The organism is Sphingobacterium sp. B16(2022), assembly GCF_012030425.1.
GTDB lineage: Bacteria > Bacteroidota > Bacteroidia > Sphingobacteriales > Sphingobacteriaceae > Sphingobacterium > Sphingobacterium anhuiense.
Map to the genome: position 1 here is coordinate 501915 of NZ_JAAUVN010000002.1, position 26393 is coordinate 528307.

Below are 26393 nucleotides of genomic sequence, written 5' to 3' on the forward strand. Positions count from 1 at the left end.
CCTTTGTATGAAATTTAGTGCTACCCAATGTAAACTATGGTTGTCGTATTATGCACCATCCTTGTTTTTTTTGCATGTCCTATTCATTATTCCTTGCGCTTCGGCAGCGCAGCAAAAAACGATCCTTGGTAAAGTGATCGATGCGGTGACAAAGACACCTTTACTCGGGGTTACGATAAAGCTTGACGATAAAAATGGTACGACCGTAACGACAGATAAACAGGGTGGTTTTGTATTAGACAATGGGGCAATAGGACAATCGCTTACTTTTTCATTTTTGGGATATTCCAGTCAGACGATAAAAATAGATACGCGTACAAGCTATACAATAGCTTTAGCACCTGTTTCCAATGTGATCGAAGAAACGGTTGTGGTGGGATACGGCCGTCAGAAAAAACGAAATCTAACAGGAGCTATTGTTTCTGTGGGTGCTGCTGAAATTGAGAAAACAACGTTGCAGGATCCGATTTCCATTTTACAGGGACGGGCAGCCGGCGTGCAGGTATCGTCCAATTCGGGAGCACCTGGGGGAGAGATGAGTATCCGTGTCCGGGGAAGTTCTTCGCTGAACTCGGGTAATAATCCGCTTTTTGTTGTGGATGGTATTCCGCTGGAATCCAATTCTATTTCTTCTTTAAATGGTACAGAAAATTCAGGTCTAAATCCAATGGCGGATATCAATCCAAGCGATATCGCCTCTATTGAAATCCTAAAAGATGCAGCCTCAACAGCAATTTATGGTTCCCGCGCTGCCAATGGAGTTGTGATGATTACGACCAAACGTGGTGCAGCTGGTAAGCCGGAAGTGATATTGAATGCAAATGCAGGAGTGAGTTCCTTGACGCGAAAACTAAGTGTTCTTAATGCCAGACAATACCGAGAAGCAGTGTTGGACTCTTATCGTGGGATGACAATCCCAGAAGACCCTTTCTATACGATTATCGATTCCCTCAACCCCATGAACAATGGTGATGTAGACTGGCAGGATGAATTGATGCGTACAGCAAAACAATATAAGTTGGATCTTTCTGTAAGAGGAGGTAATGAAGGAACAAAATACGCCTGGAGTTCGTCCTATTTGGATCAAGATGGAGTTATATTGAATTCGAATTATAAACGGTTCACCTCCCGACTGAATGTTGACTTTACAATTTCAGATCGTGTGCGGATAGGGCAGAGCATTTCCTACACAAACGCGGTCAACAACCGAACGAATGCTGCTGGATCAGGGAATTTGAGTATTATCAGGAGTTTATTGATAAGGCCGCCAAATATGTCGATGTACTTGCCTGATGGATCACTGAACGGCTATATGATTGGACAGCGCAACCCTGTCGGTATGGCTTTGTTTTCAACCAATCTCAATAAGAGCAATCGCATTATTGGAAGCCAATATCTAGAAATTGATATCTATAAAGATCTTAAATTCCGGAGCAATGTCAATCTGGATTATATTGCAATGAAGGAAGATGAATTTATGCCATCGATACTGGACTATCGCGAAGGATACAATAGCGGTGCTGTGCGATCTTCCGGAAATCTTACTTGGGGAAATGAGAGCTACTTTACTTACACCAAAAATGTAGCGGATAAGCACAATATTGGGGCTGTGTTTGGAGTGAGCTTTCAGAAATGGCGTTATGACAGAACAGGTCTCAATGGAGAATATTTTCCAAGCGATGACATACGTACCCTAAATGGTGCATCTGTCATTTCAAACCAGGGTGTAAATGTCGCTTCCGAACATGCTATGCTTTCTTATTTCGGCCGGGTTACATACGATTATGAGAGCAAATATTTATTAGAATTCAATCTTCGTTCTGACGGTTCTTCTCGCTTTGGCCGTGATCGGCGGTTTGGGTTCTTTCCCTCTGCATCCGCAGGATGGCGTTTCGTGGAAGAAGAAGGTATCAAAAATTTGGGCTGGCTCAGCGACGGTAAGCTCCGTTTTAGCCTCGGAAGTACTGGAAATGAAGCCATCGGTGATTACACATCAAGAGGAGAGTTTACCTTAGGAACAAACTATTTGGATTTTTCGGGTGCTGCGCCGACAGTGATGCCCAATCCGAGCCTCACTTGGGAGACTACCCACCAATATAATCTGGGTTTAGAGCTTGGATTTTTTAAAAATAGAATCCTATTTTCAACAGATGCGTACTTGAAGAAAACAAAGGATCTGCTGTATAATGTGCCTACCCCCGGAACTTCTGGCTTTGAATATATTACGCAAAACATAGGTTCGATTGAGAATCGGGGCTTGGAATTTAGCCTACAGACCCGCAATCTAGAAGGAGCCTTTCGTTGGAGCACGAATGTAAACATTAGCTTGAATAGGAATAAAGTGACCTCTTTACCTAAGAATTTATTGACCAATGGGCATATCCAAAACGGTAATTTCCATATACTAAAAGAGGGTTTACCTATTGGCGTATTTTATGGTTGGAGTTTTCTTGGCGTCTATGCGCGTGATGAAGACAATACAAACAAGCTAACAAACGGAGCCAACGGAGCTGTCTTTGTAGGTGGAGACCCCATTTGGAAGGATGTCAACAATGACAAAATTATCGATCAGAATGACCGGGAGATAATCGGATATGCAGAGCCTAAGTATTTCGGCGGAATCTCCAACGATTTTAGCTATAAGAACTTTCATCTGAATGTGTTTTTTCAATACGCTGTCGGTAATCAGATTTACAACGAATTGAATCATCAACGAAACTCAATTGTCCGTTACAACAATTTATCTACCGATGCCCTTGATCGGTGGCGGGAGCAGGGGGATCAAACAGATTTTCCCCGATTGATTCGGGACGATCCAAAACAGTCCGATAGCAGAGTCCAAAGTAGATGGGTTGAAGATGGTTCGTATCTCAAATTAAAGAACGTCAATTTAAGATATTCTTTTGATTCAGCTTTGAGCAAACGGATCGGCCTGCGCAAGCTGGATGCATTTGTTACTGCTACGAATCTGGTCACTTGGACCAAATATACTGGCTTTGACCCCGATGTCAATTCCTATTCCGGCCTTCGTGTAGGGTTGGATGAAGGTTCTTACCCACAGAGCCGCACATTTACGTTTGGTTTAATCTTTGGACTTTAATAAATAACGATGAAAAAATTGTATAAATACATATTTTGGTCTATTCTTTTTCTATCTGTTACCAGCTGTTCTAATTCATTGCTGGATAAGGAACCTATTAGCAATTTTTCTGGAGAAGGGTATTATAAAAAGCCCAGTGATGCCCAAGCTGGAGTCAATGGAATCTATAATGGTCTACAAACTCTTTTCCGTCAAAATTATGCCCACTGGGGCGAGGGCCGGGCTGATAATGTGGTGACCCGTCATGCCGGTGATCCTGGAGCGCTGCAACAAAATACGCTAACGCCAATTATCAATTCAGCACGGTGGGATAATTTTTATACCGTTATATCCCGCGCGAATTACGCAATCAAATATATTCCCCAAGCATTTGGAGATGAGGATAGCGAACTAAAAAAACAATTACTCGGGCAGGCACATGCGTTGAGGGCACTCGCTTATTTTTACTTAGTTCGGATCTGGGGGGAGGTACCTTTAGTCATCGAACCGTATGAGGGTTTGGGTCAAGATCTGTTTGTCAAAAAGAACACGGAGGCTGAAGTATTGGCTAAGGTAGAGGAAGATTTGATGCTCGCGACGGAGAATTGTGCTACAAATTATTCAGGTGCCGGGAACCGCGTGCTGATCACCAAAGGAGCTGCTTATGCATTTCTGACGCAACTGTATATGTGGCAAAAGAAATATGCGCAGGCCATAGAAATGTCCGAAAAGGTGCTCGCAGATCCGCAATATACCTTGGTGTCGATCGAGGATTGGAATAACATTTTTGTAAAAGGGAGCAGTGCTGAAAGTATTTTTGAAGTCGGCTACAATGAAGTACAGACCAATAACCTCCGTATATGGTACGCCATGGGATCAGATAGTGACTATGTACCCAGTACATCTTTTATTGCGTCTATCGAACCGGGGGATCTCCGCAAACCACGGATTTACGATGTGTCCCAAGTACAGCCACGTAAGATCTGGAAATTTTTTGGACAGGGATTTAATGACGAGAGTCCAGAACCTTCGGCAGGAAATATGGTACTTACCAGAGTGGCTGATATCCTCTTACTGAAGGCCGAAGCACATGCAAATTTAAACCAGCCCGTTGAAGCATTGGACTTACTGAACCGTATCCGCATTCGTGCAGGACTCGTTGCTTTGGATCAAAATAAAGCTAACATCCAATTTGGAAACTTACTAACCGGTATTTTGCACGAAAGATCTATAGAGCTTTCTTTTGAAGGACATCGGTGGTTTGATCTTGTACGGACTGGTACTGCAATTTCAACCATGAAACCGATCAACGGTCTCTCGGACAATCGAAATCTCCTGTGGCCAATACACGAAGGCGAACTATTAAAAAATCCAAATTTGAAACAAAATGAATTTTATAGATAATCATATGAAGAAGATCAAATATATCGTTACTTTTTTTCTGTTTAGTTTTGCAGTGGTGGTTACTTTTTTTAGTTGCGAAGTACAGGACAGCTTTGAATACGATTATGCAGAAGACAATAGCAAATTAAATATGTCTGCATGGGCCTATATCCAAAAAAATGATTCTTTGTCTTCCCTAAAAGAAGCAATTACGCTAGCTAAGGATGAAGCATTATACGAACGTACAGAGAAATCGACCTTTATTCTGCCCACGAATCGTGCGTTTAAGGCATATTTAGAAGAAAATAATTACGACGCTATAGGTACAGTACCGGTATCCATACTGAAAGATATGTTGCGTTATCATATTGTAAAAGCAGTAGTGAATTTTAATGATCCTGCATTGTCTCCAAAGAACAAGCCCATTGCATATCAGACTGAAAAAGGTGAGATCATGTATTTATCCCATACCGGTACGTATGTGGGGCTCATCAATGAAGGAACCAATAAGCAATGGCAAATCCGTACGTCAAATCTTGTTCCGGACAATGGTGTCATCCATATTGTTGATCAGGTTGTTTTCTATTCCGAGAAGGTAAAATAGGTATATTGTTCCTGCATTTCCACAACAGTTAAAATGCAGGAACGTAATTTTCTTTGAGAAAGTACCGGATGTTCAAGACCTGATCCAATTACTTCTTATTTTTAAAGCCTGATTAAATAGTTTTTTTGTTCTTTCCCGTTCTGCTGGCTCAGTATCAGTTCCCCTCATCGCTTGTTAAAGATCCATATAATTTGTCTACACAAATGTCGAAACTTCAATCGGTTATTCTTATTTGAATAATATTTTTGTTAATATTGGTATTACAGTACTAATTATAAATTTTGATGCTCCGTAGTACCTTACTTTCGATCAGTATACTTCTTTTTTCATGGATTACTAGTTTTTGTTTCGGTCAAGAGCAAGGGACAGTCTATTCTTTCAAGAACATCACTTCCGATCAAGGATTGGTACATAACCATATCAATTGCAGCCTGCGAGATCAATATAATTACATGTGGTTTGGAACGGAATCTGGACTTAGTCGATTTGATGGACTTCAATTTACAAATTTCCGTTATTCATCAAACAAAGGCTTGGGATTGAGCAGTAATCGTATATCGGCATTATTTGAAGGACCAGGGGAGCAAATTTGGATCCGTACCCATTCGAAAATGAATGTGTACGATCAAAAAAAAGGAGTAATCATTCAAAATATAGATTCCATTCTTCAGACATGGAATTTACCGATCGGAGATCCTCAAATTATCCGCCATTTTGAAGATGATGAATATGCTGTTTTGTACAGCGATAATTCATTCATGCTAACACATACGATTTCAAAAAAAACGAGAAAATTTTCACCACTTAAGAATCAAAAAATAGTCGATGTTGTAAATTATTCGAAGGAATCTTTTTGGATAATCTATGAAAACGGTTTGACACAGCTCGTACAAAAAAAGACATGGAAGATTCTTAAACAATTTTCTTTACCTGCCAGCAAACAGCGCGTTACGTATGGTCTATTTATAGATCGCGAAGGCGATCTGTGGATTTATTCAAAAGATGTTCCAATCGGCGTATTTTGGGTCAGAGCTGGATCGGATGAGATCAGTCACATCAAAGAACAACTTTCGAATGTATTTGTAGGCAGTATCGTTCAAGATGAACAAGGTCTCATTTGGTTAGCTACTGATCATGGTGGAATCAATGTCTTTAATAAAAAGACGCAATCAATTATTGTGATCAATCACGAGGCGTATAATTTAAGAAGTTTACCCTATAATAGTATTACATCCCTGTATAAAGATCCGAAAGGTATTATCTGGGTTGGGACATATAAGGGCGGTACCAGTTATTATCATCCAAACTTACTGCTTTTTCCGGTATACCAAAATTATGCAGGTTACGCCAAAACATTGCCATTTGATGATGTCAACAGGTTTATTCAAGATCAAAATCATAACTTATGGATCGGTACAAATGGTGGCGGTCTCTTGCATTATAACTTTCAAGATAAAGTATATAAACAATATCTACACAATCCAAATGATGCAACTTCTTTACCCAGTAACGTTGTCGTAAGTCTGTATCTGGATCAAAAAAATATACTTTGGGTAGGTACGTACCACGGGGGATTGAGTCGGTTCGATGGTAAAAGTTTCAAAACATACAACAAAGGCGCTGATCGATTACCAGACGATAGCGTCTGGGAAATATTTGAAGACTCAAGAGGGCGTTTCTGGGTTGGAACACTATCTGCTGGTTTATATTTGTTTAATAAGGATACGGAAACGTTTTCCACCTATCGCTCGCGTGAGGGAAAGACAATTTCCAGTACCTATGTATCTGTTTTATTTGAAGATTCAAAAAATAATATCTGGGTTGGAACTGCTACAGGCATCGAATTGATTTGGTCAAATGGAGAAATCCATCAATTTAATGAAAAAGAAGGAAAGTTGCGTCTTTCCAATGATTTGATATATGATATTAAGGAAGATGAACTAGGTCGCATTTGGGTGGCCACTCAAGAGGGAATAAATATCATTGAGGATGAAACGATCCAATACCTCAATACGAGCGACGGTTTGATTGACAATGCGGTATTGACATTAATTAAAGATAATAAGGGCAATATGTGGGCTTCTACAGCAAAGGGACTGTCTGAAATTGTTCCCAATCAAAATGCTAAACAATTTGTCATTCGTAACTTCACCAAAGAACAGGGACTACAAAGCAATGTCTTTAATGAAAATTCAGCTTTAAAGATGGATAACGGACAGCTTATATTTGGAGGCCCCAATGGTTATAATATTATTGATCCAAATCAAATTTTGGGATCAAAAGAAAATATAACACCTGTTCTATCCAATATCTATCTCTTTAATCGTAAAATCAATGTTGGTGAACGTGTAAACGGCAAGGTTATTTATGATGAGGCACTGACCAATGTGAAGAAATTAGAACTGCCATATGATCAAAATGCGATCTCCTTGGAACTATCCTCATTTAATTATTTGCAGCAGGATAATCGGATTTACCAGTATCAGTTGGATGGACTCAGCGAGGAATGGTTTGATTTTGAAACCGGAACAATGAAGGCCAATTTTACGAATCTTGATTCCAAAACATACCGATTTTACATCCGACATTCAGTCGATAATGAAAGCTGGTCTGAAAAAACATTATTATTAACCCTCGTGATTGAGCCTCCTTTTTGGAGGAGCAATTGGGCATTATTGCTCTATATCCTGATTTCTATTTCCTGTATTTACCTGTGGCAAGCGTGGGTAAAACTGCGGACAAAGACACGAAATCAATTGATAATGGTCAAAGAACAGGCGCTGCAAGCAAAAGAACTCGAAGAGTTGAAGACACGCTTTTTTACTAACGTAAGCCACGAGTTCAGAACGCCGATCAGTTTAATTTTAACCCCATCAGAGCAGCTTCTAAAAGAAGAAACAGATCAACATAAAAAAGAGAATTTAAGACTGATCAATAAAAATGCATCTCGTCTATTGATTTTGGTCAATCAATTGCTGGATTTTCGAAAACTGGAAAAAAACCAGCTTAGCCGTATGGACGAATATGGCGATTTAATTCTTTTTACTAAAGAACAGATTGAGCCCTTTTTCCAATTGGCCGAAGTCAATTCGCTCTGCATCGAGGTAATATATAACCGCGATCATTATCTCGGTAATTTTGACAAAGGAAAATTGGAAAGTATCCTATTCAACCTATTGTCCAATGCCATTAAGTTCAGTAGATCGGGAGGTACAATACATATCACGAGCACAATTAAGGAACAAAACGATGACCTCGATATATGGCGATTAGAGATTAAAGACCAAAGTCCCGGGATACCGGAAGAATATCAAAATCGGATATTTGACCGTTATTTTCAATATGATATCAACAATGGCCGTTTAAATCAAGGTACAGGTATTGGATTAGCCATTGTGAAAGAATATGTCGAGTTTCTCAATGGAAATATTTCCGTTCAGAGCAAAGTCGGAGAAGGATCATGTTTTGTGGTTGAAATACCGATTGAAGCGATTTCGGAAACATCAGTACGCCAAGTGAAACAAATCAACAAGAGAAATCAGATTTTGCTGATTGAAGATCATGTCGAGTTTTTAGAATATTTGAAAAGAAATTTAAACGATGAATACTTAGTTGATGGTGTCTGTACCGTAAAGGAAGCAAAAGACCATCTGACCAAAAAGGAGTATGATTTAGTGATTGCCGATATTCAGCTTGCTGGTGAAAGCGGTATCGATTTTTGTATGTATCTAAAATCATCAGAACGTTACCGACATATTCCTGTCATTATGGTAACCGCTGTGCTGGATCAAAAAATACAGCTGCAGGCACTTCGTGCAGGGGCTTCAGATTATATTCTAAAACCATTTAATTTTGAATTGCTGAAATCTAAAATCGCCAGTGTCCTGGATCAAAAATCATCCCTGGTCAAAAAATACAAAAAGCATATCGCAATCGAACTCAACCAGCCAGAGGTTGAGTCTGCCGACGAGAAGTTCATTCGCGAATTCATTCTTGAAGTCGAGCGAGATTTGTCAGACTCGACGTTGTCTGTCGAAATATTAGCAGGAAACATGCACATGACCCGGGTAGGACTTTATAAAAAGATATTAGCCATTACCGGATATTCACCAACAGAATACATCAGGCATATCCGTCTAACAAGAGCCATGCACCTGATACAACATTCCAGTTTATCGCTTTCAGAAATTGCATATGAAGTTGGTTTTAGTAATCCCAAACAATTTACGAAATACTTTAAAGCTACTTTTGGATTTTTACCATCCTATTATCGTAAAAGCCTGTAAATTAAATTCTTGTGATTTATAGATGATCTCTGCAGATCTCACCAGTTAACATTAGATACCCTAATTGTTAACATAACACCCCCTCCTGGAAATAACTACTGCGCTATATTTGATCCTACCAATTCAAACGGTAAAAGGGAAATAACCAAAATTAAACCAGTAATTATTTATATATGCAAAACCTAAAGTTTGCTCTGAGCGGTATTATGCTTTTTGCACTTGTCCATAGTGGAAATGCGCAAGTGAATAAATCCAATTTTATAAAAACCCAATCAGGTGTAAAGGTCAGTTTCAAGGGATCTGAAAGTGCAATTGATCAAGATGTTTATCTGGATGTGATCACGGATAAAATCATCCGCGTCACTGCACTTCCTTATGGAGATCCATTTCCATCACAAGCAAGTTTGGTGGTTGTAGACTCTTTGCAACGTCAGCTCAAATCCTTTCATGTACAACCAACAGATTCGACGATCAACTTAACAACATCGGATCTTATCGCTAAAGTTTCTTTGGTGAGCGGGAAAGTCGAATTTTTTGATTCATCAGGTAAGAGAATTTTTAGTGAATCAAAAAGAAATGCCGATGCATTCATTCCCGACAGCTATAATGGAGATCCTTTTTATCGATTAAATCAAGATTTTATTGTAGACACCGCTGAGGGTATATTTGGACTAGGTCAGCATCAAAATGCGATTATGAACTACAATCGCGGTAAACAGGTGACTCTGTTGCAATATAATACCGAAATTGGAATTCCTTTTTTAGTTTCGACAAACAATTATGGGCTTTTATGGCACAACTATTCCATCACCAAAGCTGGAGATACACGTGCTTTTCTGCCCCTAAATGCGTTTAAATTAACTTCTAAAGAGGGCGAGCAAGGTTGGTTGACAGCAACCTATGTGAATAAGCATAAAGATGACGAAGTTTTCCTGTCACGTCCCGAATCAATTATCGAATATAGTTACCTAACTGATCAGCATAAGTTTCCCAAAGATGTCAAACTCGTAGACAGTAAAGTTATCTACGAAGGCCGTATATCTTCTCCCTATTCAGGAAAACATGTGCTCCATTTTAAATACTCGGGTTACATGAAAGTGTGGATTGATGGACAATTGGTCGCTGATCGGTGGAGACAATCCTGGAATGCAGGAACCTTTGAAATTGAACAGCAATTTAAACGAGAAGAGGATCATGATATTCGTATAGAATGGTTGCCAGATGGTGGAGAATCTTACTTTACTTTTAATTGGCAAAGCCCTATTCCAGAGCAGCGTAAAAATATGTTTTCTTTTAACTCTGAAGCCGGTGATGCGATTGATTATTACTTTGTACATGGTCAATCGATGGATGAAGTCGTTTCTGGATATCGCCACGTGTCAGGAAAAGCACCCATTATGCCACTATGGAGTTTTGGTTATTGGCAAAGTCGCGAACGGTATAAAACGCAAGCGGAGATTGAAAGTGTCGCAACAGAATTTCGAAACCGAAAAATTCCCATTGACAATATCGTACAAGATTGGTCATACTGGTCAGAGCACGACTGGGGAAGCCAGCAGTTTGATAAGACGCGATTCCCTGATCCAGCAGGGATGATCAAAAGATTACATGATCAAAATTATAAGTTGATGATTTCGGCATGGCCCAAGATCAATGAACAATCTACCGTCTACAAACAGTTCAGCGACAATAAATGGATTTACACCAGAAATATTTATGATGGACGGAAAGACTGGATTGGAAAAGGATATACATCGACTTTTTATGATCCCTTCAATAAAGGAGCACGCGATGGATTTTGGCAATTATTAGATAAAAATCTTTTTCAAATTGGCGTCGATGCCTGGTGGATGGATGCCAGTGAACCTGATATACATTCAAATATCGATCTGAACGAACGCAAATCTGTCTTTCAGCCAAATATCGGATCATCAGTCCGCTATTACAATGCATTTCCACTTCAAAATGCGAAAGGAATCTATGAGGGACAGCGCGAAACAGATCCCAATAAACGTGTATTTATTTTAACACGTTCCTATTTTGCGGGCCAGCAACGCTATGCGGCAGCAGCGTGGAGTGGCGATATAGCTTCAAGATGGCATGATATGAAGGATCAGATTGCTGCTGGAATCAATTTTTCAATGTCAGGTACGCCTTACTGGACGATGGATGCCGGTGGCTTTTTAGTAGAGAATAGGTTTCATAAGCCCAATCCTGCAGATCAGGAAGAATGGCGCGAAATGAATGCTAGATGGTATCAGTATGGAACTTTCCTGCCTATATTCCGCGCTCATGGTCAATTTCCATTTCGCGAACCTTTTAATATAGCGCCAGAAGATCATCCAGCATATAAAAGCATGGTTTATTACATCAATCTGCGCTATAAACTTCTGGCTTACAATTACAGTATAGCCGCAAAGACATTTTTTGAAGACTACTCGATGATTCGTGGACTGGCAATGGACTTTCCCAAAGATCAGAAGGGGTTTAATATTAATGACCAGTACCTGTGGGGACCATCCTTATTGATCAGTCCAGTTACAGAAATGGGAGCGACCTCGAGAGTCATTCATTTACCCGAAGGCAGAGATTGGTACAATTTCTATACGGGCAAAATGAGTCAGGGAGGACAAGATATCACAGCAGAAGCTGCTTATGAGCGTATGCCGGTATTTGTAAAAGCAGGATCAATATTGCCAGTAGGCAGAACCATTCAGTTTACAACTGAGCAAAAACAAGATCTGATCAACCTGTATGTTTACGATGGTGCCGATGGTGAATTTACGCTATATGAAGATGAAGGAATCAATTATAATTACGAGAAAGGACAATATAGCCGTATCGACATGACCTATGACAACAGCACAAAAACACTCGTGTTAGCAGACCGTGCTGGTTCGTTTGCTGGTATGCTAAAGGACCGAAAATTCAATATCATTTTTGTTGATCCTGCTCACGGCGCCGGTATTGATATACAGGCCAAAAAATCAAAGATGATTTCTTATTCCGGAAAAACACTACAGGTTAAACTAAAATAAATACAACCGATTTTAAATTTTAAATTATATGATAAGTAAGCAATTGTTTAAAAAGGGAATTGCCGTCGTCGTCATGACGGGCATGACCTCAGTTGTCTGTGCACAATCCTTTTCGGGATCAGTAGTTTCTGCTGATTCCAACTTGCCAATCGGGGGCGCAAGTATTAAAGTGAAAAATCAGGCAACCTCAACAAGTAGTAATGAATCTGGGAAATTTTCCATACCTGCAGCAAAAGGAACGATCTTGATCATTTCCTATGTCGGTTATAAAACAGAAGAAATTGCGGCCTCAGGTACAGATCTGGTTATTCGTCTACAACCATTGGTATCCGATCTGGATGAGGTGGTCGTCATTGGTTATGGCGTACAAAAAAAGAAATTAAATACAGGAGCAAATCTTAAAGTAGAAGGCGAGGATCTGCAAAAACGTAATCAGCTCAATCCGCTACAGGCACTTCAAGGACAGGCACCGGGTGTATCCATCACATCGACCTCAGGGCAACCGGGAGCAGACATGAAAGTTGTCGTTCGCGGTTTAGGTACAATAGGCAACTCCGGACCATTATATGTGATAGATGGTGTGCCGGGAGGAGATATTTCGGTGTTAAATGCGGCAGATATTCAGTCGATCGATGTATTAAAAGATGCCGCATCTGCAGCCATTTACGGGTCTCAGGCTGCAAATGGGGTTGTTTTAGTGACTACAAAAATGGGGGCTGCCGGTAAAAGTATCTTGTCATTTGATGGCTTTACCGGAATTCAGAATGTAGCCCGCAAAGCAAAACTATTGAATGCCGACCAATATAAAGTCATCATGAATGAACAGTCGCTTAATTCTGGGGCATCCGTTATCAATTTTGATGGTATGGAAGGTTTAGCCAATACCAGTTGGCTGGATCACATGTTTAAAGACAATGCCCGGATGGATAACTATAATATTGGATTAACCGGTGGATCGGAAAAGTCAACCTACGCAATGTCCTTAAATTATGTTGCTCAAGAAGGGATTGTTGGGGGCAAGGATGTTTCCAACTACGAACGCTATGGCTTCCGCAGTAATTCGGAACATAAATTATTGAATAACTTTCTAAAAATAGGACAGCATCTCAATTTCAACTACATAAAAAATAGAGGTGTAAGTGTTGGAGATCAGTACAGCAATACGCTACGTGGTGCATTTAGCACATCGCCATTGTCTCCAGTCTATTCGGACAATGGTCTTTTTGGAAGTCCATTTAACGATACTTCCAATTCGCCTTGGTACAATGGAGACGGTAATCCCTATGGTAGCATGATGACCAATTCCAATAATAGCAATGATGGTCAGAAATTGCTGGCCGATGTATTTGCTGAAATTGAACCAATCAAGGGATTAAAAGTCAGGTCGCTGTTGGGATTCAATTATTATGCATCCGAATACAGAAGCTTTACGCCCATGTACCGCTTTTCAATTTACACCTATAACGAAGATCATACGACAACTTCTCAGAACATGAGCAAAGGTCATACGCTGACCTGGACTAATACAGCATCCTATGATTTTAGTATCAATAGCGATCACCGGTTTTCAGCTATGGTGGGTATGGAATCATTGCGTTATCAAGGAACATATCTATCTGCTTCCAATTGGAATCTATTATCGCAGTTCAATGATTTTTCGCATGCTTATTTGGATAATACCACAGGTCAGGCACACTTAGATGAGAAGGGTAATGTCGTAGAAACCCGCACAGTTGCTGGTAAACCGGAGAATATTACACGTAGGGTATCTTATTTTGGACGTATGGGTTATAATTACAAAGAGAAGTATCTTTTAAATGCAACCCTAAGAGCCGATGCCTCATCCAAATTCTCCAAAGACAACCGTTGGGGTTATTTTCCTTCGGTATCTGCCGGATGGGTGATCTCTTCTGAAGATTTTTTTCAAGACAACTTAAGTGCGATAAACTTTTTTAAACTTCGAGCATCATGGGGTCAGGTAGGTAATCAAGATATTGATGATTTTCAATATGCTTCGCCGATAAGTACTTCAACGGGTATCACTTCTGGCAACCCCGGAGCGCATTATGTATTTGGAACAAGCAATAACAATATCGCTGGAGCTTATCCAAGCCGGTTATCTAATCCATACCTGACATGGGAAACTTCCGAGCAGACCAATATTGGTATAGACGCCAAATTTAGCAATAACCGTTTGGACATTGTTACCGATTTCTATATAAAAACAACTAAAGACTGGTTGGTTACGGCGCCCGTACTGGCCACAACAGGTACAAGGCCACCTTTTATCAATGGTGGAGATGTCAAGAATACAGGGGTTGAACTTGCGGTCAATTGGTCTGACCGCGTCAATGAACTGAAATATAACTTTGGTGTCAATGGTGCTTATAACAAAAATAAAGTTGGTCAGATTCCGACTGAAGACGGTATTATTCATGGTCGAACAGCTATGCTTTATGACAACTCCGAAGAGTTTTATCGTGCCGAAAATGGTCAGCCGATTGGATATTTTTGGGGATATAAAACCGATGGTTTATTTCAAAATCAAGCCGAAATTGATGCATGGAGAGATACCGGAAAGGGTGTTCTACAGGCAGACGTACGACCTGGTGATGTCAAGTATGTAGACCAAAATGGCGATGGTGTTATAAACGCAACCGATAAAGTAAATCTAGGTGTAGGTATGCCAAGTTTTACCTATGGATTTAATCTAGGCCTGGATTATAAAGGGATCGATTTTTCAATTCAAGCCTATGGATCGGTAGGAAACAAGATCGTACAGTCCTATCGCAACCATGCGAACAAACAAGGAAACTACACCACACGGATCTTGGACAGATGGACTGGTGAAGGCACTTCCAATACCATACCGAGGGTTACTGAAACAAATGTAAACTGGCAATTCTCTGATCTCTACCTGCAAGATGGCGATTTTCTGCGCATCAGTAACATTACATTGGGTTATGATCTATCCAAAGTTCTCCGCTGGAAATTCACCAATCAGATCCGATTCTACGTACAGGGTCAAAATCTATTCACGTTCACCAAATACGACGGGATGGATCCCGAAATCGGTTACGGTACGGATGGTTGGGTTTCAGGTATAGACTTAGGTTATTATCCACGTCCCAAAAGTGTCTTGTTCGGTCTAAACGTTAAATTTTAAACACTAAAAATCATGAATAAATCTCATTTCATATACAGTTCTTTTTTAATGTCGGCCTTACTGTTCAACTCTTGTTCATCCAGTTTTCTCGATGTCGAGCCGATGACAAGTGTTTTAGAAAGTAATTTCTATAAAACAGTAGCCGATGCAGATATGGCCTTAGTGGGTTGTTACGATGGTTATCAGCGTACTGTATCCAATGGTAGCCAGTCCTTTTATTTAACAGCTGAGGTTGCCGCAGACCAGTGTTTTGGTGGTACAGGTACCACAGATGGGCGAGCATTTCAAGCGATCGATCGATTTGATATTTCAGAATCCTCTTCAGATAATAATATTTTTGATGGTACCTGGTCAGATTATTATGCCGGTATTTTTAGAGCGAATACCCTTTTGGGTAAATTGGACGGGACAGACTTTGCTAATCAAACCGCTGCTAGAGCAAGGATTGAAGGGGAAACAAAATTTTTACGCGCCTTGATGTACTTTGATCTGGTGCGTTTATTTGAAAAAGTCCCTTTGCTAACGAGTGCTACTAATGAAAATATACCCCAAGCAGATCCTAAGGATGTATACAAACTGATCGTCGAAGATCTTAAGTTTGCAGCAACTCATATTCCTGCAGATGCCTATCCAAAATCGGCAGCAGGAACCAATGATGGTCGGGCAACGCCTTTAGCGGCAAAAGCATTACTGGCACGTGTCTATTTATTTTATACCGGATACTATGGTACTGAAGATATAGGTGTCACTAAAGCCGAAGCACTCGCCGGATTAGAAGAGGTGATAAGCAGTGGGCAATTTGCGTTAGTACAAAATTTCAGTGCGCTATGGCCGGCAGCGAGTTATATTCCTAACAAAACCAACAACTCGTTAGATATATCCAAGTACGTCGGAAAAGGGAATTCAGAAGTGGTGTTTGCGCAAAAGTTCAATAATACCTCCAACTATAATGGTTATGTTGATGGCAATCGCTGGGTCGTTTTCTTAGGGCTCAGAGGTAAAAGCTGGTCTCCTTATGGTCAAGGATGGGGCGCCTGTACCGTTAGTAAAAACTTCTTTAATAAATTTAGTAATAATGATACGCGAAAACAAGCTTCTATCATAGACATCGATGGCGAGGGCATTACTGATTTTGATCTGAGAGATCAACGTGAATATACCGGATATACCGTAAAGAAATATGCACCAACCGCTTTACCGGACGGAACGACCAATACGGGGGGAGAGAAAGATATGCAGCTTTCTCAAGATCAAGATTATTTTGTGATCCGTTATGCCGATGTATTACTGATGGCGGCAGAGCTGGGTTCGGGCAATGCTCAAAAATACTTTGATGATGTGCGAAAAAGAGCTTACAAAAGCAACTTCACAGCTGCCGCTGTATCCAAGGCTGCTATTTTGAGAGAAAGAGAATTTGAGTTTGCCTTCGAGGGAATTCGTTATTGGGACGTTTTAAGACAGGGATTAAATAATGCTGCGGGCATACTGGAAACTTCCGAAGATGTGCTCAGCGGTTCTGTTCCTGAAAAAGTAACCGTTAAAAAAGAGAACTTCTTAAAGACAAGAGGTTTTATGCAGATTCCTAATAAACAGATCACCTTATCGAATGGCGTGCTAAAACAAAATGACGGATGGATTTAGTAAAGCCGATCGTTAAATTTTGCTTTGATAAAAATTGTACAAAGATGAAAAATATAGTAAAGTATAGCATCTATTTCTTCATTGGAATAGTTCTGTTTGGAGCCTGTACTCCTGAAAAATATGAATTAGGGGATATCGATATTGCACCGGCCCAGATCTTAGAGGGCGTATCATATAAAATTGAACATGATGCCGCGAATCCCAATATTATTTATTTGACCAGTTTGGTGGATGCAAAATATACACCCCTGTGGGAGCATCCTCAGGGACGTAGCCAAGATAAAAAGGTTACCCTGAATATTCCATTCCCTGGAGAGTACAAAGTGAAGTTCGGTGTTGAAACCCGAGGTGGTATTGTATATGGAGAACCTGCTACTTTTAAGGTAGATGATATGTATGCCGAGTTTATCAGTGACGAAACTTGGACACTGTTGGCAGGTGGGGCAGGAGAAGAGAAAACCTGGTATCTGGATCTAGATCAAAATGGACTGTCTAGAGTTTTCAAAGGGCCGTTATATTTTTATGGAACAGGAGACTGGTGGGGCAATGTCAACCAGCAAGGAAAGCCTCTTAATAGCGATTCTTGGCTTTGGGATCCCACCTGGAAAGAAAATACCTGGCTTATGCCAGCGGGTGATTATGGAGAAATGACTTTTAATTTGAAAGGAGGCGCCAATGTAATCGTCAACCACAATATGCTTGGTAGAAAGCAAAACGGATCCTTTATGATTGATACGGACAAGAAGACGATCCGTATGGTTGATGCAACACCGTTACATGGTAAACCTCAAGATGGTATCGTGGTCGATTGGGGCGATGTTCGCATTATGTCGTTGAATGAAAATACCATGCAACTGGCCGTTTTACGAGATCCTGTTCTTTCGCAAGAAGGTGCCGCCATGTTGACGTATAATTTTATTAGTAAAGCTTATCGAGAAAGTTTGGAGTCGGGCGATTAAAAATGGGAATTACGTATTGAGCTTTCCGGAAAAACAGATACTGAAAAACGTAAATCAAGATTGTTTGATCTTGCCATGCTACAATCTACTGCGCATCCGTTTAGCAAAATTTTTCAATCTAGAGATAGATTGATCGTAGTATCAATAGTTATTATAAAATAAAAGGTCTAATGAAAATTAGACCTTTTTATTTTGGCGTTCAGTTATACTTCCGCTATTCTCTGTCCCTGAAGCCTACTCGTTCTTATATGAACTGCGTGCTTTTTATTAATTCCATTCATTTAATATTTGAGGTCTAGCATTCTGCTAAAAGGTTTTAATTGTAGGTTTATTTTATATTTTATATGTCTAAATTACAATTATTATATTATTTTTACCGAGCCATAAAGCAACCGTTTGCTTAAGGTATTAAAAAAGGCAGATATTCTGTTTTTTAACAATTGTAAAACTATTCCATTTATTAACTAAAAAACTATGTGGCATTCTGACAAAATTAAACTGGCGATCGCGACCAAACAGTGGATTATACCGCTTGTAGCCCTCGCAACTAGCTATTCACAGGTACAGGCAGCAAGTACCTTATCCTTTACAAGTAAGGATAGAAGTACATTGAATGTTCAGAAATCAATAAGCGGTACAATTAAGGACGCTAGTACAGGACAGGGAATTTCAGGAGTGACCATTAGTGTGAAAGGAACTAATATCGCAACTCAATCCGACGCAGCTGGCCGATATACAATCGCTGCAACCTCAGGTCAGTCGCTTGTTATCAGTTTTATAGGTTATGAAACTCAAGAAGTTATTGTCGGAGATAAGACCTTGCTTGATTTAAGGTTAACAGCTTCAAGTACTCAGATGGAGGAAGTTGTCGTTACAGCACTAGGAATCATGCGCGAAAAGAAATCTTTGGGTTATTCGACCACTTCTGTCAAAGGAGATGATTTCACAGCTGCTCGTGACCCGAATTTAGGTAATGCGTTGAGCGGTAAAGTTGCTGGGGTTAGTGTTGCGGGTAATTCAACTGGCCTCGGTGGAAGTAGCCGTGTGGTTATTCGTGGTGCAGCTTCAATGACAGGCAATAACATGCCATTATATGTTGTCGATGGTATTCCGCTAACTAATAGTAATCAAGGTTCTGCTGGACAGTATGGAGGAATGGATATGGGTGATGGTTTGAATAGCATCAATGCCGATGATATTGAAAATATTCAGGTGCTAAAAGGAGCAGCAGCTTCTGCACTTTATGGATATCGAGGTGGAAATGGTGTAATTATGATCACGACCAAATCAGGAAAGGGTAGTAAAGGTATAGGCGTCGATTTGAATAACAACATGACCGTAAATACAATATACGATTTTCGTGATTTTCAGGACACATATGGTCAAGGAAGACAGGGGATTAAACCTGCTGCTATTGGTGCTGCAAATGATACCTATAACCAAAGTTGGGGAGCGAAAATGGACGGAAGTCAAGCCGTCAACAAATTTGGAAATAATTATGCCTATTCTCCGAACGACAATTGGAAGAACTTCTACCGTACAGGCCTAAGCAATCAAACATCTGTAGCAGTTAGCGGTAGTGACGAAAAATCAACATTTCGTCTCGGTCTAAACAATATGTACGAAGGTTCAATATTGCCAAATGCCAAGTCTAATCAACGTGGAGCCAATTTAAATACTACATATAAAATTACGCCAAAGGTACAATTGGGTATCAATGCTAATTATATTTTTGAGTTTGTCGATAACCGGGCAAATCTTTCAGATGGTAATGGAAATACCAATGCAAGTCTTCTTTACTTAGCAAATGGTTATGATGTTCGTTGGTTGGAAGCTGAGGTAGATGAATTTGGAAAAGAATTACAACCCGGAAATAACGTTTATTTTAATAACCCTTATTTTTTACAAAACCGTAAGTCAAATAAGTCTACTAAAAAAAGACTCACAGGTGGATTCAACTTGCGTTATGATATAACCGATTGGTTGTATGCACAAGGAGCTGCCACACGTGATGGCTACAACCTAGCTTTCAAACAGGTTCAACCTAAAGGTGCATCCGCTGATCCAAATGGATATATCAACGAATATAATACCGAATTTGAAGAAACAAATTTTAATTACCTCATCGGTGCGAAGAAAAAACTTGGTGATTTTTCGATCTCGGCAACAGTTGGTGGTAACCATCAGAAAACCCGCAGTGAAACTTGGGGAACTGACGGCGGTATCCGCCCTTTTATTTTAGATGGTTTTTATTCGACAGGAAATGTCGCGGCTGGTACACGTACTTTCAAAAAGTTATATAATGAATATCAAGTAAAATCTTTGTATGGTACCGCGGATTTTAGCTTTAAAGATTTTCTGTTTTTAAACTTGTCCGCACGTAACGATTGGTTTTCAACACTTGATCCTGAAAATAATGGGTATCTATATCCATCAGCCAGTTTAAGTTATGTATTTACGGACCATCTTGATTTACCTGAGTGGATCAATATGGGTAAATTGAGATTGTCTCGAGCAGCATCCTCTAATGGAACTAGCGCTTATCAAACGGCATTGGCATATCAAATGCAGTCGTTTGAAATTCAGGGTCAGCCAATCGGAACGATTAAAAATTCTACTGTTCCAAATGCCAATTTAAAACCTGTGCGAATAAGTGAATGGGAAGCTGGAGCAAACCTTGAATTTTGGGGTAATAGAATGGGGCTAGATTTGGCTATTTATCAAAAAACAACAACTGATGATATCGTTCAAGTGACCACAAGTACTGGTTCTGGTTATTCCTCAGCAATCCAAAATATAGGTGAGTTACGCAACAAAGGTATTGAGGTATTGTTGTATGGAGATATTATCCGCTCTACTGATTTCACATGGAAAAGTTCTATAAATTTTGCTTTCAATGATAGCGAAGTGATGAGTCTTGGTGCTCAAAATAACTTGATTTTCGAGGGTGGACTTTCAAGATCGGGAAATGCTTCCGTACAGAATGTTGTTGGCCTAGCTTATGGACAGATCGTTGGTTACAAGTATAAAACAGATGCATCTGGAAATCGTATTTTTGACGACAAAGGTCTTCCTGTTCGCTCTGACGCAGTAGAAGTACTTGGTACCGGTGTCCATAGATTTACAGGCGGATTTAGAAATGACTTTACCTATAAGAATTTTAGCCTAGGCATGTTGTTGGATGTTAAGTTAGGAGGGAAGATCTTTTCGGGTACAAACCTAAACCTTTATGGCTCCGGTTTACACAAAGCAACCTTAGAAGGTAGAGATGGTAATATTGTAGGTAAAGGAGTTAATCTTTCTGGTGCGGCGAATACCACTGCCGTCGATGCGGAAACTTATTGGAAATATGTTGTAGATCAGTCTTTTACCGAAGAGTTTGTGTATGATGCAGGCTTTGTTAAGTTAAGAGAGATCTCTTTTGGTTATAAGTTGCCGAGTTCAATCTTGTCAAAAACACCTTTCAGAAGTGCTTCGTTATCTTTAGTAGGGCGCAATTTATGGACAATTCATAAAAACACACCTAATATAGATCCCGAATCAGCTTATAATACTAGCAATGCTCAAGGGCTTGAATTGAATGGTTATCCAATGACACGAAATGTTGGTTTTAACCTTAATCTAAAATTCTAAAAGAATGATTTAGCAGTTTGCTAAAAGATCAGATTGAGAATTAGTAACAGGAAAAAGAAAGAAAAAATGAAAACAAAACTACTATACCTCTGTGCTGTACTTGGACTTGGACTGTCCTCTTGTACTAAATTTGGAGACGTGAATGTCGATCCAGAAGCGATAGGGAAAGATAATATGGATTATAAATTGATCTTTACAAATGTACAGCAATATGGCTACGGTACAGAGTATGAAGCATGGCGTAATGGCTTGATCTATATCAGTACCATGATCCAGCATACAGCATCTGTAGAAAGCTATTGGAATGGCGATAAATATACCTACAGTGCAGGCTATAATGCAGCATATTGGGATCGTATGTATCCTAACGGTATTCGTGACGTTGTGGATTTAATGGAGAACTGGAAAGATAAGGAGAATTTTTATACGGAATACCAGATGGCACGAATTATGAAAGTTCTTATCTTTCACAGAATGACCGATCTCTATGGAGATGTCCCATATTCTGAGGCAGGACAAGCCTTTTATAGTGGTAAAGGATATCCCGTTTACGATACCCAGGAGTCCATTTATTTGGATATGTTGAAAGAACTTAAGGAAGCTGCAACGAATCTAAATGGTAAGACTTCTACAATTGGAAATGCAGATATCATTTATAAAGGTGATGTAGTCAAATGGCAAAAATTTGCGTATTCTATGATGTTACGTTTGGGAATGCGTCTTTCCAAAGTAAATGCAGAACTGGCCAAAACTTGGGTTAATACAGCCGTTTCAGGAGGTCTGTTTACCAGTAACGATGAAAGTGCACTTGTATTACATCCTGGTGCGGTTACAGCAAACAATAGTGCAGAACCATTCGCCAAGATTTACGCGCACGAAGATCCTAATGCTTACCGCATGAGTGAATCGTTCATCAATTTATTGAAAAATACGAATGATCCAAGATTACGATTCATTTCAACTGTTGTAGCAGATCCTGCTATTAAAGTAGATGATTCCCGTTGGTCAAGAGGTGATACCGCTGCGAGTAAACAAGTCGGCATGCCTAATGGTTATGATCAGATAAAAGGAGGAGCGACTTTTATTGAAGACTATCCACTGTATCCTGGAGCAATGAATAAATACTCTGTTGTCAATAGATATACTTATGCTCGTCTAGATGCACCTACATTTTTAGTGACTTATGCAGAAAATCAGCTTTTGTTAGCTGAAGCGGCACATCGAGGATGGATATCTGGTTCAGCTAAAAACTATTATGAAGCAGGAGTCCAAGCTGCGATGAAGCAATTTGCCCAATTTAGTATAGCCGGTATAGATGACGGTGCAATAGCACGTTATTTAACACAAAATCCATTTGTTGAATCTAAGGCATTGGAGCAGATCAATACACAATACTATATTAATACATTTTCGGATGAGTATGAATCTTTTGCTAACTGGAGAAGATCAGGATATCCGGTATTAAAGCAGGTTAATTATATTGGTAATGCAACAAACGGTACCATTCCAAGAAGATTTACCTATCCAACAGAAGAAGGAACAGTCAATGCAACTAATTACCAGCAGGCCGTTAGCCGATTGGATAAAGGAGACCAGATGACATCTCGCGTTTGGTGGGACAAACAATAAAAAATTAAAGTATAACGGCCAACACTTTTGTTGGCCGTTATACTTTAATTGAGATTGATAAAATTTTGAAAAGTTATATTTCGAGTCCCTGTAGTTGAAATCTAAATATTTATTTAAATAGCGAAAGGAGATCTGTGATTTCAAAACCCTTTAAGCATAGTAAATCTACAATTACAGGACTCATATTATGTATTCGATTTTTTTTCTATTATGAGGAGGGTGTACCTTTTTTAGAAATGTAAACTTAAAGCTAAGTTATACTGACGTAAATTGCCCTGAGTAATAAACCCTCTCCCTCCGTAATAATAATGTTTATTAAAAATATTGTCTGCCGTAAAATTGCATTTGAACTTTTTGTATTGATAACTGACCATACCATTAAGAAGTGTATAATCGTCTGTGGAAAAACTTCCAGCTTTTTTGCTGTTGATTATTAAATCCTGTCCGATATAATTTCCTCCAATACCTGCCGTCCATTTGTTGTCACCATATACTGGAAATTGGTAATTTGCATACCATGTAGCTGACCATTTAGGTCCTGCATTAACTGGCCTTAGACCTTTTGTTGCATCTTCTGCTTCTGTTATTTTACTGTCATTGTAAGCAGCTCCGCCATGTAAATATAAATTTTTTATAGGTTCCGTCTGAATGTCGATTTCTACTCCACGGCTATACTGCCTGCCACCTTGTATATATTTTGTAGCGTCGTTTTGATCTGCCATAACAGTATTGCGGATATTAATATCGTAATAACTTAATGTCGCTTCCAACAACTGATGCAGGGAAGAAATTTTTAGACCTGATTCCCACTGGCTACCGTACTGCGGTTTGAAACTGTACAATATACCGTTGATACTTGTGGGCGCAATGTTTTGGAAACCACTCATGTAGTTGCCAAATAAAGTAAATACTTTAGGTATGAACTGATAAGTAAAACCGATCTTAGGTGTTAAAGATGTTTGATTAAATGCACCCGTAGTGGTCTGTGATACTAAATCTTTCGTACCACTATTTATTAATCGGTCATATCTGACACTTAACATGATTGATAGCGCATCAAATGGTTTAAGGACATTTGAAACATACGCAGCATACGTATTTTGAGGTGCTATTGTGTGACTTGGTTGCTTAGAAATAACCAATTTATTAATAAGATCTACATTAAATAAGTTTGCCGATAAAGAAGGGTTTCTAATAGAAACTGTATCTATGTATCCAGCATTTTTATAGTTTGCTGTATAACTGTAATGATAATAGTCAAGACCTATTAGGAGTTTATTGTACCAATTACCAATACTGAAATTGCCAATGAAATTTTGTTGTACTTGGTGGTTAGTGATATCTTCCGCATCATAACGTAATACTCTTCTTGCTACTGAATTATTATCATTGGTCAATAAGTTGGTTTGGTAATCACCGCTTGAAGTGCCATAAGTTGTGGCAACGTTCGTTTCTGATTGCCACTTATCAGATATTAAGTAAGTCACTTTACCATAAAGATTAATAGATGTTGTTTTCCATAATATGCTATTATCTGTATACGATCTATTGTAGTCAAGCATTAAATTTCTTGAATTTTCTATATTCACTAATTTTCCATTTAATTTAGGATTTCCCGGAGTAAATAATGGACTATTGGTCGCTTCTTTCCTTAAAAACTCAGCTTCAAACTTTACTTTTAACTTGGTATTTATTTGATAGTTAAAGCTTGGAGATAAAAATATGTTTTTATTTAAACCTTGATCTTGGAAGCTTTTTCTGTTTACATAGGTGCCGAACATTCTGAATAGCAGATTATGGCTGGAGTCTAAAACAGTATTGACATCCAAACTTGCACGCTGAAAATTATTATTTCCTGCTGTAAGTGAGAAATTGGTAAAAGTACTGTCTACGGGAACATATGTAACCACATTGATGAGTCCTCCAAAAACCATATTAGCGCCTCCAAATAAGGTGCCGCTAGGCCCTTTGACCACGTCTAACTGTTGTATGTTGCTATTATCATCACTATATTGTAAATAAGCATTTAGGCCATTTCTAAAATTACTTCTAGTTCTAAAACCGCGGATTGAAAAATTGGGAGCTAGTCCCGCCCAGCTTGGCGTCACTCCGGTTGCATTAGACAGCATAGCTGTTTGTGTATAATAATTTCTATTCTGCGTAAGTTTTATTCCCACGCTCGTCGTTACTTGTGGATTTTCATGATCATGAATATTTAAACGTGCAGTCTGAAAGCTAGACCTGTCTTTATCACTGATACGGCCTTTCACATATGCGGAATCTAACCGGTTTAATTTAAGGGAGTCTGTAGTTTGTGCGGTTACTCTACAGGTAAAAAGGAAAGAGACGATTGCATGGGTTAAGAAGAGTTTAAAATATATTGGACGTAAAGACATAAGTTACGGATGTTGAATTATAAATAGTTGAAAAATTTTGAATACAACTTTTTTTAGAGTTGTGTCTATTAGATCAATGTTGGTTTAATATTTTAAATTGTTCGCAGTACGTATCAAAATAGCTGGTCGTGTATTTACCTGAATTTTAACTAATGAATGTGCTAATTTTGAATGTTATGTTATAGTGTTGTGCGAAGCACGTATGTGCAATTTTTCCTTCTCGTTAAGGACAAAGCGCTATATCCCTTATCAATAAATTCTATTGAATAAAGGCAACTCCTTTACGATTTTTATTTTTAAGTATTTGAGATAAGAAAATGCGTACCTATAATTAAATTGTACAACTTTTGGTAGCAGACTTTTAGCAAATTTGCTATAAAAATATAATTATGTGGTATAGATAGTAGGAGGTCTTAGTAACCGGTTGTAGAGATTTAGTTTCCACAAAGGGACATCAGTAAGTAGTGAATAACTTTGGTCAAAAATTGTAGAAGGACGGTTTTTTTTTAATATCGGGAAATAACTATGACAAATTAATAAGGTAGATTTTGAGAAAATTTCTTGAATATCTTTTTCTCT

Annotated in this window: 11 protein-coding genes; 10 read left to right on the forward strand and 1 reads right to left on the reverse strand. The window is 39.1% G+C overall.

The genetic code is table 11. From position 1 onward, the window contains the following. Positions 1–7 precede the first annotated feature (7 nt). From HCX49_RS12460 to HCX49_RS12505, 10 genes are all read left to right on the forward strand, one after another. Positions 8–3100, forward strand: coding sequence for a SusC/RagA family TonB-linked outer membrane protein (locus HCX49_RS12460; RefSeq protein WP_168127239.1), 3093 nt, complete (start codon positions 8–10; stop codon positions 3098–3100). 9 nt (positions 3101–3109) lie between these two features. Beyond that, a complete protein-coding gene (locus tag HCX49_RS12465; RefSeq protein WP_168127240.1) occupies positions 3110–4483 on the forward strand; it encodes a RagB/SusD family nutrient uptake outer membrane protein in 1374 nt (457 codons plus the stop codon). Positions 4484–4487: 4 nt separating this feature from the next. Further along, on the forward strand, positions 4488–5066 hold the full coding sequence (locus HCX49_RS12470) for a fasciclin domain-containing protein (protein WP_237682789.1): 579 nt from the start codon (positions 4488–4490) through the stop codon (positions 5064–5066). A gap of 284 nt (positions 5067–5350) precedes the next feature. Next, the gene (locus HCX49_RS12475; RefSeq protein ID WP_168127241.1) at positions 5351–9352 is read left to right on the forward strand and encodes a two-component regulator propeller domain-containing protein; all 4002 of its coding nucleotides are present in this window, start codon (positions 5351–5353) and stop codon (positions 9350–9352) included. 173 nt (positions 9353–9525) lie between these two features. Beyond that, on the forward strand, positions 9526–12390 hold the full coding sequence (locus tag HCX49_RS12480) for a TIM-barrel domain-containing protein (protein ID WP_237682790.1): 2865 nt from the start codon (positions 9526–9528) through the stop codon (positions 12388–12390). A 28-nt stretch (positions 12391–12418) separates the two neighbouring features. After that, positions 12419–15556 (forward strand): SusC/RagA family TonB-linked outer membrane protein, encoded by a 3138-nt coding sequence (locus HCX49_RS12485; protein ID WP_168127242.1) that lies wholly within the window; start codon positions 12419–12421, stop codon positions 15554–15556. A 12-nt stretch (positions 15557–15568) separates the two neighbouring features. Beyond that, positions 15569–17197 (forward strand): RagB/SusD family nutrient uptake outer membrane protein, encoded by a 1629-nt coding sequence (locus HCX49_RS12490; RefSeq protein ID WP_168127243.1) that lies wholly within the window; start codon positions 15569–15571, stop codon positions 17195–17197. A gap of 44 nt (positions 17198–17241) precedes the next feature. Next, complete coding sequence (locus HCX49_RS12495) at positions 17242–18156, forward strand: hypothetical protein (RefSeq protein WP_168127244.1); 915 nt, start codon at positions 17242–17244, stop codon at positions 18154–18156. A gap of 474 nt (positions 18157–18630) precedes the next feature. Beyond that, a complete protein-coding gene (locus HCX49_RS12500; RefSeq protein WP_168127245.1) occupies positions 18631–21789 on the forward strand; it encodes a SusC/RagA family TonB-linked outer membrane protein in 3159 nt (1052 codons plus the stop codon). Between the two features lie 66 nt (positions 21790–21855). Then, entirely contained in the window at positions 21856–23418 is a 1563-nt protein-coding gene (locus tag HCX49_RS12505; RefSeq protein WP_168127246.1) for a SusD/RagB family nutrient-binding outer membrane lipoprotein, read from the forward strand. Positions 23419–23648: 230 nt separating this feature from the next. On the opposite strand, the gene HCX49_RS12510 is transcribed toward HCX49_RS12505, so the two are convergent. Next, complete coding sequence (locus tag HCX49_RS12510) at positions 23649–25814, reverse strand: TonB-dependent siderophore receptor (protein ID WP_168127247.1); 2166 nt, start codon at positions 25812–25814, stop codon at positions 23649–23651. Positions 25815–26393 lie beyond the last annotated feature (579 nt).